A 12293-nucleotide genomic window follows, 5' to 3' on the forward strand; every position below is an offset into this window, starting at 1 on the left:
ACGTGAGTATGCATGAGCCCCACATGTGGGCCAAACCAATCGGAATCAGGGGAGGGCCGCGAGGAAATCCAGCATCGCCTCGCTGATCTGGGTGCGGGCCTCGTCGTCGTCGAGCGTCGGCGTGCCGTCGCCGGGCTGGACCCCGTAGTCGCCGAACGACGCGTGACTCGCGCCATCGATGACGGTGAAGGTGGCGTCGGTGGGAAGGTCCGCTCGGGACGCTTCGATCTTGGCGGGAGTCGACAGGCCGTCCTCGGAGGCGGAGATCGACAGCACGGGCACGGTGAGCGACTCAGAGATGTCGCCGGCGGGGTAGGAGCCCAGGAGCATCAGCCCGGCGGCGTCCTCGTCGTCGCGGTCGTCGGCCTGCATGGCCGCCACCGTGCCACCCAGCGAGTGCCCGGCCACCACCCACTCCGTGGCATACGGCTCGCGCAGGGGATCGGGCCAGCGCGATAGCGCCGTGAACGCGATGCCGAGGGGCTGCTTGATGATGATGACCGGATACCCGGCCTCGGCGAGCGGCAGGAGTTCGGCGACATACGCGCGGGCGTCCACACGGGCGCCGGGCTGGAACAGCACTCCCACCGCGGTGCTGTCGTTGCCCGATGGCTCGATGAGGATCTGGCTGGGGGACTCGGTGACGATCGCCTCGGCAGAACCGTCCATCGCGCTGAGTGAAGGCTCGGTGGCGCCGAACGGCGTGAGCCACACCAGGAACGCCACCCATGCCGCCGCGAGGACGTGGCCCGCGAACCGCACGGCTACCCGCCAACCCCTGCTGCGGGGCGGGCGGCGCCACGACCGCCACAGGGCGACGGTGCCGAGCACCGCCGTGCCGAGGAGCAGGACGGCGTAGGCGGGAGAGCCGTGGGTGACCGGCGACCACGCCGTGAGGAAGACCCACGCGGGAGCGAGGACCGCGGCCACGGCGACGAGGCGACCGGTCCAGATGGCCCACGTGGCCCCGGTGGCGGGGGTGGTGTCGCTGCCTGTCATGCGAGCTCCTTGAGGATGCGTTTGGCGGAGACGGGTTCCGAGGTGCCGAGACGCTGCGCGAACAGCGAGACGCGCAGCTCCTCGATGAGCCAACGGGCTCGTTCGAGCCGGGCCGCCCTCTCGGGATCGGGGCGCCCGCGCTCGTACGCGGTCGTCGCCTCCGCGACGGTGTCCGCGACGTCGCGCACCTGGCCGGCGAGGACCGCGTCCTGGTGGGGGTTCGAGGCGGCCTTGTCGAGCCTCTGCGTCAGCGCGGTGAGGTAGCGCGCGAGGTGGGGCAGTCGCTCGGGCGGGGTCGCCGCGATGAAGCCGTCGTAGATCAGCGTGCCGGCGACTGCGCGCAGGTCCGCGAGCGTGGTGAGCAGCGCGAGGGAATTGGCGCCGCCGATCGCGACATCGAGCTCGCGATACGCGGTGAGCGCCTGGGCGACGACCGCTGCCACCGCGAGAACCTCGTCCTCGAGCGCCGCCCGCACGCGCTCTCGCAGTGACTCGTAGGCTGAGCGGTCGCGCACCTTCGCGAGATCGTCGTCTGCCGTGAGTCGCGCGATGGCCGCGCGCTGCAGGTCCGTCACGAGGGCGTCGGTGGTGCGGTACGGCGAGGCGCCAAGCGCCATCGCCTGCTGCGTGTTCCACCGCGTGGTGACGCGCTTGGTCACGAGGGCGCACTCGGTCAGCAGCAGGGCGGCCACCCCCGCCGCGTGGGAAGGCGCGACGGCCTCGGCGTGGGCGAGCACGCGGAGCGCAACCGCGCCCTTCTCGACCGCGAGGGAGGGATAGCCGCGTACCGTCGCGGTGCCGGCCTGGACGGTGACCTCGGTCGGAAGCGCGTCGGAGGCCGAGCCCGCGATCACCGGCCAGCCGGTGAGGTCGCCTTGCTCGATGGTGCCGGTGAGCACGGGAGTTCCACCCTGTGCGGTGGCGCCCGCCGCGGGCCCACCGGCGCGTGGGTCGGCTTGAGGTGCGGCCTTCCCCGGTTCGCGGCGCGCCAGTCCGGCGGGAGTTCCGATGGCCGCAGCGACGGCCGCCTGAGCCTCGGGCGCGAGACGACGTTGCAGAGACAACAGCGACGTGGACTCGCCCAGCACCTCGCGCCCGTCCTCGACGCGGAAGGTCATCCGCAGGTGGTCGGGCAGGCGCTCCTCGTGGCCGTCCCACGCCTCGGCGGGGATCTCGACGTCGCGCAGCGCGCGGACGGCCCGCGTGAAGGCCGCGCGGTAGGGCTCGGCCATGTCGCCCGCGCGGGCCACGTCCTCCCACGCGGGAGTCTCGGCCCGCAGCCACGCTACGATCGCCCGCGCCGCATCGGGAGCCGGCACCAGGAGCCTGCGCACCGTCTTGGGCAGCGCCCTGATCGTGGCGGTCGCGAGGTCGTCGGCCATGCCCGGCACCATCCAGTCGAACCCGTCCGGCACCACGCGGGCGAGGACGGCGACGGGAATGTGGACTGTCACGCCGTCCGCCGCGGAGCCGGGGGAGATCTGGTACGTCAGCGGCAGGGTGAGGTCGCCCTGGGGCCAGGCATCGGGGAAGGCGTCGAGGTCGAGGTCCTCGTGTTCGGGCGCGACGTCGTCGAGGGAGAACGTCAGCAGCCGCGGGGAGCGCCGGCGCTCGCGGTCCCACCACCTGTCGAAGTGACGCTGGGACACGATCGACTCGGGGATGCGCTCGTCGTAGAAGTCGAACAGCGTGTCCTCGTCGACGATCAGCCCGCGCGAGCGCGTGCGCGCCTCGAGCTCCTCGGCCTCGGCGAGGACCCGCTGGTTGTCCTTCCAGAACCGGTGATGCGTACGCCACTCGCCCTGCACCAGGGCGTGCCGGATGAACAGTTCTCGTGCTTCCTCGGGGTGGAGGCGTCCCCACAGCACCGTGCGGTCGGTGACGATCGGTACGCCGTACAGCAGCACGCGCTCGGTGGCGACGGCCGCGCCGCGCTTGGCCGACCACACGGGCTCCGAGTGGGTGCGCTTGGCGAGGTCGCCTGCGAGCTCCTCGGCCCACTCAGGCTGGATCGCCGCGACGTCGCGCGCCCACAGGCGCGAGGTCTCGACCAGCTCCGCAGCCATGACGAAGGCCGGCGGCTTCTTCGACAGCGCCGAGCCGGGGAAGATCGCGAACCGCGTGCCACGCGAGCCCAGGTACTCGTTGCGTGCCTGCTTCTTGGCGCGACGCATGGCCGCCTCGCGCGCCCCGCCGCTCAGGTGAGAGAACTGGGATGCCTTGGGCTCGCCCGTCTCCTGCATGCCGATCTGGCTGAGCAGGCCGGACAGCACGGAGCGGTGGATCGCCTCCTCGTCCCACACGTAGCGCACGGACCCGGCCCGCGGGCCGTCGCCATGACGACCACCGACCGAGCCGCCGTCGCCGCCCGACCCAGCCACGGCATCGGCCGCTACCGCGTCCTTGCGCGCCCACTCGATGCCCAGCGGCTTGGCCGCGATGCGGATCTGCTCGACGACGTCCTGCCACTCGCGGATGCGCAGATAGTTCAGGTGCTCGGCGCGCACCTCGCGGCGGAACTGATTGCCCGAGAGTTCACGGCGCCGCGCGCGCAGGTGCTCCCACAAGTTCAGATACGTGAGCACGTCGGACGTGGGGTCGGCGAAGCGGCGGTGCAGGGCGTCGGCGGTCTCGCGCACCTCGGCAGGGCGCTCGCGGGGGTCCTGGATGGACAGGGCGGCGGCCACGATCGCGACCTCGCGGGCCACGCCGCGGCGCGAGCCCTCGACCACCATGCGGGCCGCACGCGGGTCCATCGGCAGGCGAGAGAGCGACCGTCCCGTGGCGGTCAGGCGGGTGACGCCGCCCGAGATCTCGATTGCGCCCAGTTCGCTCAGCAGCTGCACGCCGTCGCGGATGGCGCGCGTGTCCGGCGGCTCCACAAACGGGAACGCGGCGACGTCGTCAGGCGAGGAGACCACGCCCACGGCGATCATCTGCAGCAGCACCGAGGCGAGCGACGTGCGGAGGATCTCCGGCTCCGTGAAGGCGGGCCTTCCCTCGAAGTCCTCCTCCGAGTAGAGCCGGATCGCGATGCCGTCGGCCAGGCGCCCCGCGCGCCCGGAGCGCTGGTTGGCGCTTGCGCGCGAGATGGGCTCGATCGGGAGCCGCTGGACCTTGGTGGCCTTCGAGTACCGCGAGATGCGGGCCGTGCCGGGGTCGACCACGTAGTGGATGCCCGGGACGGTCAGGGACGTCTCGGCGACGTTGGTGGCGAGCACGATGCGCCGGGCACTGTGCGCCTCGAACACCCGGTGCTGCTCGGCGGCGCTCAGGCGGCTGTACAGCGGCAGGATCTCGACGCTCCGGGGGTGCTTGGGGTCGCGGGCGCGCGGGCCCAAGTGGCCCTCGAGCGCGTCGGCGGCGTCGCGGATCTCGCGCTCGCCCGAGAGGAACACGAGGATGTCGCCCGCGCCCTCGGTGAGCAGCTCGTCGCACGCCGCGACGATGCCTGTTGCCTGATCGACCTCGTCGCCGCGCGTCTCGCCCGCGAGCGGGCGATAGCGGATCTCGACGGGGTACGTCCGCCCCGTCACCCCGACGACGGGCGCCGTCTCTTGGGCGGCCGATGCGTCGGCTGGCTCGGGTACGGCAGGTGCCATGGCATCGGGCGTCGCCTCGAGCGGCGGCAGCGGGCCGCCGGGGGCGAAGTGACGGGCGAAGCGCTCGGAGTCGATGGTGGCCGACGTGATGATGATCTTGAGGTCGGGGCGGCGGGGGAGGAGGTTGGTGAGGTAGCCGAGCAGGAAGTCGATGTTGAGGCTGCGCTCGTGGGCCTCGTCGATGATGAGGGTGTCGTAGGCGAGCAGGTCCGGATCGCGCTGGATCTGGGCCAGCAGGATGCCGTCGGTCATGACCTTGACGAGGGTCGTGTCCGAGCTCTGATCGGTGAAGCGCACCTGGTAGCCAACGGTGTCGCCCAGTTGGGTACCGAGCTCTTCCGCGATGCGCTCCGCGACCGAGCGTGCCGCGATACGGCGCGGCTGGGTGTGGCCGATCTGACCGTCGCGGCCCCGGCCGAGGTCCAGGCAGATCTTGGGCAGCTGGGTGGTCTTGCCCGATCCCGTCTCGCCGGCGACGATGACGACCTGGTGGTCGCGGATCGCGGCGGCGATGTCCTCGCGGCGTGCGCTCACGGGCAGCTCGGCGGGGTAGGAGATGGGGGCGAGCGTCACGGCGCGCCTGGCCGCAGCGGCGCTCTCTAGTTCGCGCCGGTTCACCCTGCGGTGGGGGTCGCGCGGGTGCGGGCGACCCGCCTGGCGGCCCCTGCGGGGGCCGCGCCCGCGCGGCTGGCCAGCGCCGGCATCGGCCGTCCGGGACTCGTCACTCACCTGCCTATTGTTTCAGGCCTTGGGTGCGGCCCGGCGCGGCCCTCGATGTCGGCGGGCGGTCTTAGAATCTTGTGCCATGCCGGGCTCCGATTTTGTTCACCTCCATGTCCACACCGAGTATTCGATGCTGGACGGTGCGGCGAGGCTGAACGATCTGTTCGAGCACGCCAAGGAACTGGGGCAGACGGCGCTCGCGACCACGGACCACGGCTACATCTTTGGCGCCTACGACTTTTGGGCAAAGGGCCAGGCACATGGCGTGAAACCCATCATCGGCGTCGAGGCGTACCTCACGCCCGGCACCGCGCGTCAGGACAAGACACGTGTGCGCTGGGGTGAGCGCGGGCAGGAGTCGGACGACGTCTCCGCCGGCGGCGCGTATACCCACATGACCATGTGGGCGCAGAACACCGCGGGCATGCACAACCTGTTCCGCATGTCCTCGTATGCGTCGCTCGAGGGACAGTTCCACAAGCCCCGTATGGACCGCGACCTGCTGCAGCGCTACGGCAAGGGCATCATCGCGACCACCGGCTGCCCGTCGGGCGAGGTGCAGACGCGCCTGCGCCTGGGCCAGTACGACGAGGCGCTGAAGGCCGCCGGCGAGTTCCAGGACATCTTCGGTGCCGAGAACTTCTATGTCGAGTTGATGGACCACGGGCTGCTCCTGGAGAAGCGCGTGCGCGAGGACCTGCTGCGCCTGGCCCACCAGCTGGGCGCGCCCCTCGTGGCGACCAACGACTCGCACTACGTGCGCCAAGAGGATTCGGTCGCGCATGAGGCGCTGCTGTGCGTGCAGTCGGGCTCCAACCTCAACGAGCCCACCTACGAGCAGGGCGGCAAGCGCTTCGCGTTCAACGGCGACGGCTACTACCTCAAGAGCGCGGCAGAGATGCGTGAGCTGTGGCGCGAACTTCCCGAGGCGTGCGATTCGACCCTCGAGATCGCCGAAAAGTGCGAGGTCGAGTTCAACACCAAGGCCGACTACATGCCGGTCTACGACGTCCCCGCGGGCGAGGACGAGCACTCGTGGTTCGTGAAGGAGGTCCAGAAGGGCCTGCACGAGCGCTTCGGCGAGTCCATCCCGGCCGAAGTGCAGGAGCGTGCCGACTTCGAGATCGAGGTCATCGCCGGTAAGGGATACCCGGGCTACTTCCTGGTGGTGGCCGACTTCATCCAGTGGGCCAAGGACAACGGGATCCGCGTGGGGCCGGGACGTGGCTCCGGTGCGGGCTCGATGGCCGCGTACGCGATGAAGATCACGGACATCGACCCGCTGGTTCACGAGCTGTACTTCGAGCGCTTCCTCAACCCCGAGCGCGAATCCAAGCCTGACTTCGATATCGACTTCGACGAGCGCCGTCGCTCCGAGGTCATCCGTTACGTCAGCGACAAGTACGGCGAGGAGAAGGTCGCGATGATCGCGACCTACGGCACCATTAAGGCCAAGCAGTCGCTGAAGGACGCGGCCCGCGCACTCGGCAAGCCGTTCTCCGTGGGCGAGACGCTGACCAAGGCGTATCCCGAGGCGATCATGGGCAAGGACATGCCCCTGGTGGGCATCACCGATGCCAGCCACGCTCGCCACCATGAGGGTGCGGACTTCCGGGCGCTGCTCGAGACCGATCCCGAGGCGCAGGAGGTCTTCGAGCTCGCGCAGGGCCTCGAGGGACTGAAGCGACAGTGGGGCGTGCACGCCGCCGGCGTGATCATGTCGAGCGACCCCCTGATCGACATCATCCCGATCATGCGCCGCGAGCAGGACGGCGCCGTCATCACCCAGTTCGACTACCCGACCTGTGAGGGCCTGGGACTGGTCAAGATGGACTTCCTGGGGCTGCGCAACCTCACCATTCTTGATGACGCCCTGGACAACATCGTCGACAACGGCAAGGAGCCGCTGGTCCTCGAGGACCTCGAGCTTGCGGACGAGGCGACGTTCGACCTGCTGGGTCGCGGCGACACCCTGGGTGTGTTCCAGCTCGACGGCACGGCCATGCGGCAGTTGCTGCGCCAGATGAAGCCCGACACGTTCGAGGACATCTCCGCCGTCCTGGCGCTGTACCGACCGGGCCCGATGGGCATGAACTCCCACACCAACTACGCGGAGCGCAAGAACGGGCGTCAGGAGATCGCGCCCATTCACCCCGAGCTTGAAGAGCCGCTGCGCGAGGTGCTGGGGATCACCTACGGGCTCATCGTGTACCAGGAGCAGGTGCAGCGCATCGCGCAGATCGTCGCCGGCTACACGCTGGGCGCGGCAGACCTGCTGCGCCGCGCGATGGGTAAGAAGAAGAAGGAGATTCTCGACAAGGAGTTCGGGAACTTCGAGGCCGGCATGAAGGCCAACGGCTACTCCGACGCCGCCATCAAGGCGCTGTGGGACACGCTGCTGCCGTTCGCCGACTACGCGTTCAACAAGGCGCACACCGCCGCCTACGGCGTGCTGTCCTTCTGGACCGCTTACCTCAAGGCCCATTACCCGACCGAGTACATGGCGGCGCTGCTGACCTCTGTCGGCACCGACAAGGACAAGTCCGCGCTGTACCTCGCCGAGTGCCGCCGCATGGGCATCACCGTGCTGCCGCCGGACGTCAACGAGTCGCGCGGGCTGTTCAGCGCGGTCGGCACCGACATCCGCTTCGGTATGACGGCCGTGCGCAACGTGGGCTCCAACGTCGTCGAGGCGATCGTCAAGACCCGTGAGGAGAAGGGCGCCTTCACGTCCTTCCAGGACTTCCTCGACAAGGTGCCCGCGGCGGTGTGTAACAAGCGCACCATCGACTCGCTTATCAAGGCGGGCGCGTTCGACTCGCTGGGTCATACGCGTCGCTCCCTCAACGCGGTGCACGAGCAGGCCATCGACTCCGTGGTGGGCGTCAAGCGCCAGGAGGCGACGGGGCAGTTCGACCTGTTCGGCATGGACGAGGAGATCGGGTCGGGCGTCAAGGTCACCGTGCCCGAGCTCGAGGAGTGGGACAAGAAGACCAAGCTCAACCTCGAGCGCGACATGCTGGGCCTGTACGTGTCCGACCATCCGCTGTCGGGCCTGGACCACATCATCCGCTCCGAGGCCTCGCACCAGATCCTGAACGCGACCCCTGCCAACGGGGTGCAGGACGGGGGTCAGGTCTCGTTCGCTGGGCTGCTGACGCGCGTGGATCGGCGCGTGGCGAAGTCGGGCAACCCGTACGCGATCGTCACGATCGAGGACCTCACGGGTGAGACGGAGATCTCGTTCTTCGGCAAGACCTACGAGACCTACGCGAGGGACCTGGTCGACGACGCGGTGGTGGCGATCAAGGTCCGCGCGCGTGAGCGCGGCGACGGCGGGCTGCAGTTCTCCGCGGTCGAGTTGCGCGTGCCGAATCTCAACGTGCAGGACACCTCGCCGGTCGCGATCACCATCCCGGCCGCGCGCGTGAACCCGCCCATGGTCGAGGAGATCAAGTCGATCCTGCGCTCCCACCCGGGCAATATCGAGGTGCGCATGGTGCTCACCGGCACTGGCGACCCCGTCACGATGCGCCTGGGCGACGAGTTCCGGGTGGCACGCTCCTCGGCGCTCTATGGCGACCTCAAGGCCGCCTTCGGCGCGGGCTGCCTGGTCCCGGCCTAGCGGGGGCCCACCCCCTTACGCACCCCCGACCACGCCCGCCAGCGCCCCATGGGACAACCACCGTCGTTTCCAGCACTTCTGTGCGCCCTGTGGGACGGCCACCGTTGTGATGCGCACCACTGCGGTCTCGCACGGGTCCCCCTTGCTCCCTAGTGGACAGCGATTGTGCCCTGGTGCACCTCGGGGTCTCCGAGTGGACGTCTGTTGAGGTGCGGCGTTGTCCACAGAAGCCTTGTTTCCCGCGCACCCTCGCAGCGACCTGGGTAATGTCCCTAGACATGGGTGCAGACCGGGGGCTTCTGCAGACCGCCGCGCGGGCCGTGGCGGGGTTCGGAGTGCTCGCCTTGCTTCTCTCCGGGTGCACCGACGACCCCGAGCCGATCATCAGCACGACGCCGACGTTCGCCGAGACGACTTCTCCGACTCCTTCGGCGAGCGCCTCGCCCACGCCCTCGCCCTCTCCAAGCGCGACCGCGTTGACAGAAGCGGAGGTGCTGGCTCAGATACCGGAAGACGCGCGGAACGAGTCGCTCGCGGGAGCAGTGAACTTTGCGGCGTTCGCGCTGGTCGAGTCGCAGGCGATTGTGTTCACGCGAAACTCGGTTCTATTTGAAGCTATCGCAAGTAGTGAGTGCGAGTTCTGTGAAGCGCGCCTCGAGACGTTGGACGCCATGCTCGCAGCCGATGAAACGGCAAATGGCGACGACCTGGTTGTGCTCACGGAAAGTGCATTGGGTGGCCCGCAGGCAGACGGGACCTGGGTGATTGACGTGCCGGTCACGGTTCCGCAGGTAGATGTGCTGTCCGCTACTGGCGAGGTCACCAGGACCATCGAGCCTGCCCAGTACAACGCTCGGGTTCTCTTGCGCCCCACCGACCTCGCGTGGGAGCTCTCCGAAGTATCGGCGGAGGCGGCGTGAGCGGTATTGGGGTCGCGGCGTTCGTGTTGGCAAGCGCTGCGGTGTTTCACCAGCCGTTCGTAGCGACGGAATTGCCACAATGTGAGCGGTCGGCGACTGTCGGGGACTGGGGCGCGGACACGTGCGGCTCGCAGGTAGATGCCTACGTCGCGATCGACGACGGCGGGAGCGTTGATGAAGGCACAACCCAGATCGGCAGCCGCCCTAAGTTTCGCTACCAACGCCACGAGGTGTGTCTCGAGTGGCTCTCGGGCGGAGTCGACCGCGGAGACGAAGAACTGATTGTGCAAGGCCCGCTCACCGATTGCACCGCGGGCACGTCTGCGCCACCGCTCAACACGTGTGCTCCGGGTGAGACGGTCCGTCCGCCGCTGTTCCGTAGTGAACTCCAGGATGACGGCTCCTACGGCCCGTGGATACGCATGGGCTCTTATGGCTGCGACACCGACGCCCTCTACGCCGCCGCGATCGACGCATGGCGGTCGATGGACATCACGCCCAGCGGCTATGAGATCCAGCCTGACGCCGGGTATGCGATCTCGAGCCTCGGCATCGTTCCCATCGCCGAAGGCGGCCCCCAGACCCGCACGGTCACGCTCCTAGGGGCGAACGTTCAGCTCCGTGCCACCCCGCAGAATTTCACTTGGTCCACCAGCGATGGGGACTCGTGGACCACCACCAGCCCCGGCACCACGTACGCGAACGGCGGCGAGCCCTACCTCTTCGATCCCGGCGAGCGGCGCATCCAACTCACCCTCGCGACCGAGTGGACCGGCGAGTTCTCCCTCAACGGCGGCTCCACCTGGATCGACGCTCCCGGCACGGCCACCACCACGTCGGACACCACGAGCATCCACATCTACAGCCCTCGCTCACGCCTGGTCGATTGTGACCTCAACGGCAACTGCGGCAGCAATCAAAGCGCTACCAGCGCAGACGCTCCGACCGTGCTCGATCCAGACGGCGACGGCATCGACAACTACACGGTCTCGGACGCCCAGATCGCCGACTACCTCGCCGCACGTGAGCGCTGAGGCAGACGGGTGCGCGTGCCTTAGTACAGCGACAACCCGCCGTCTGACTTGAGTACCTGGCCCACTACCCACGCGCCCTCGTCGGAGCACAGCCAGGAGATGAGGCGCGCGGGATCGGCGGGCTCGCCGAAGCGCCCAAACGGCGTGCGCGCCCGCCACTCATCGATGGGGCCCAGGTCGCGGTCCGTGGAGTCGGAGTCGAGATAGCCCGTGTTGACTGGCCCCGGATTGATCGTGTTGAGGATGATCCCGAGTTCCAGCAGTTCCGCGGCGACGGTCGCGGTGACGCCGGACAGCGCAGCCTTGGATGCGGCATACGCGACCTCGCCACGCATAGCGCCGTCGCCCTGACCGGAGGTCAGCCAGATCACGCGCCCCACGGGGCCGGCCAAGGGAGCACGCGAACCGCGATCACCCGGGCGTGCTCCGCCCGCAACCCCGCCATACAGCGCCGCGAACGCGGACGTCATCAGCAGCGTCGCCCGCGTGTTGGCCTCCCAGAACGCGGTGAGCCGCGCCGCCGTCATGTCGTGAATCGACCCATCGTCGCCGCTCTTGGCCTGGTTGCACACGAGCACATCGAGCGTGCCGGTGAGAGTCGCGGCCTCGGCCACCAGAGCCTCGGGCGCGCCCGGTGCACGCAGGTCGACGCCTGCCTCACCCACCACCGCACCGGGCGCCGCGAACGACCGCAGTTCACCCACCAGTGCGTCAATATCGTCGCCACCCCACGGCTGATCGAGGTCATGGGGACGGTGATGCTGGATGAAGACCGATGCGCCGTCCTCCAAGAAGCGCCGTGCCACGGCGAAGCCGATGCCGCGTCGTCGCGAAACCCCGGTCACAAGTGCGGTGTGCATGACGGTGAGCGTCCCATAGGACGCGCAGATTTGCTCAGAGCGACGGTGGGTGTCCCATGAGAGCAGGCACTAGCGTGGCTCGCATGAGCACAGCCACATGGCAGCGCGTCGAGTCCGTCGCGATCGCGGTGGGCGTCGTGGTGGTGACCGTGGGCGCGTTTGGCTACGCGTGGTGGTGGCTGCTCGCCCTCTTCCTGGTCTTCGACCTCAGCGCGCTCGGCTACCTGGCCGGCCCGCGGGTGGGAGCGGCGCTGTACAACGCCGGCCACTCGTACATTGGCCCCGTCGTCGCGGCCGCGGTTTTCGCTCTGAAGGGGGCCGATGCCGTGATGATTACCGCTCTCGCGTGGGCTTTCCACATCGCAGCCGATCGGGCGCTGGGATACGGGCTGAAGGAGACGGACGACTTTCAGCACACTCACCTGGGGTGGATGGGAAAGCGCGGCGCGCGCTGAGCGCCCACAGGACGCACAGATCTGCGGAGAGCGACGGTGGCTGTCCCACAGGGCGCACGGGGGCGACGGGTGCGG

General features: G+C 69.1%; 7 protein-coding genes. 4 read left to right on the top strand and 3 right to left on the bottom strand.

What is annotated here, in order from left to right; all coding sequences use genetic code 11:
* Nucleotides 1-45: 45 nt before the first annotated feature.
* Nucleotides 46-999, bottom strand: coding sequence for an alpha/beta hydrolase (locus tag B7K20_RS03570; RefSeq protein ID WP_084100469.1), 954 nt, complete (start codon nt 997-999; stop codon nt 46-48).
* Nucleotides 996-5330: an ATP-dependent RNA helicase HrpA gene (gene hrpA, locus B7K20_RS03575; RefSeq protein ID WP_234985698.1), complete on the bottom strand. Its 4335-nt coding sequence runs from the start codon at nt 5328-5330 to the stop codon at nt 996-998. The genes B7K20_RS03570 and hrpA overlap by 4 nt, the downstream gene beginning before the upstream one ends.
* A 76-nt stretch (nt 5331-5406) precedes the next feature.
* On the opposite strand from hrpA, the gene dnaE reads away from it, so the two are divergent.
* From dnaE to B7K20_RS12840, 3 genes are all read left to right on the top strand, one after another.
* Nucleotides 5407-8949: a DNA polymerase III subunit alpha gene (dnaE, locus tag B7K20_RS03580; protein ID WP_084100474.1), complete on the top strand. Its 3543-nt coding sequence runs from the start codon at nt 5407-5409 to the stop codon at nt 8947-8949.
* Nucleotides 8950-9227: 278 nt separating this feature from the next.
* Nucleotides 9228-9869, top strand: a complete 642-nt coding sequence (locus B7K20_RS03585; RefSeq protein ID WP_144018516.1) for a hypothetical protein — start codon at nt 9228-9230, stop codon at nt 9867-9869.
* Nucleotides 9866-10903 carry a hypothetical protein gene (locus B7K20_RS12840; RefSeq protein WP_144018517.1) on the top strand — a complete coding sequence of 346 codons (1038 nt, stop codon included), beginning with the start codon at nt 9866-9868 and terminating at the stop codon, nt 10901-10903. The genes B7K20_RS03585 and B7K20_RS12840 overlap by 4 nt, the downstream gene beginning before the upstream one ends.
* Before the next feature lie 20 nt (nt 10904-10923).
* Here B7K20_RS12840 and B7K20_RS03595 read toward each other — a convergent pair whose 3' ends face one another.
* Complete coding sequence (locus B7K20_RS03595; protein ID WP_084100482.1) at nt 10924-11763, bottom strand: SDR family oxidoreductase; 840 nt, start codon at nt 11761-11763, stop codon at nt 10924-10926.
* A gap of 83 nt (nt 11764-11846) precedes the next feature.
* On the opposite strand from B7K20_RS03595, the gene B7K20_RS03600 reads away from it, so the two are divergent.
* Entirely contained in the window at nt 11847-12218 is a 372-nt protein-coding gene (locus B7K20_RS03600; protein ID WP_144018518.1) for a DUF4260 domain-containing protein, read from the top strand.
* Nucleotides 12219-12293: the final 75 nt, after the last annotated feature.

The sequence above is a fragment of the Demequina sp. NBRC 110051 genome (assembly GCF_002090055.1).
Lineage (GTDB): Bacteria > Actinomycetota > Actinomycetes > Actinomycetales > Demequinaceae > Demequina.

Coding starts and splice junctions, on each gene's coding strand:
- B7K20_RS03570 (WP_084100469.1), bottom strand. CDS start 999: ATGACAGGCAGCGACACCACCCCCGCCACCGGGGCCACGTGGGCCATC.
- dnaE (WP_084100474.1), top strand. CDS start 5,407: ATGCCGGGCTCCGATTTTGTTCACCTCCATGTCCACACCGAGTATTCG.
- B7K20_RS03585 (WP_144018516.1), top strand. CDS start 9,228: ATGGGTGCAGACCGGGGGCTTCTGCAGACCGCCGCGCGGGCCGTGGCG.
- B7K20_RS03595 (WP_084100482.1), bottom strand. CDS start 11,763: ATGCACACCGCACTTGTGACCGGGGTTTCGCGACGACGCGGCATCGGC.
- B7K20_RS03600 (WP_144018518.1), top strand. CDS start 11,847: ATGAGCACAGCCACATGGCAGCGCGTCGAGTCCGTCGCGATCGCGGTG.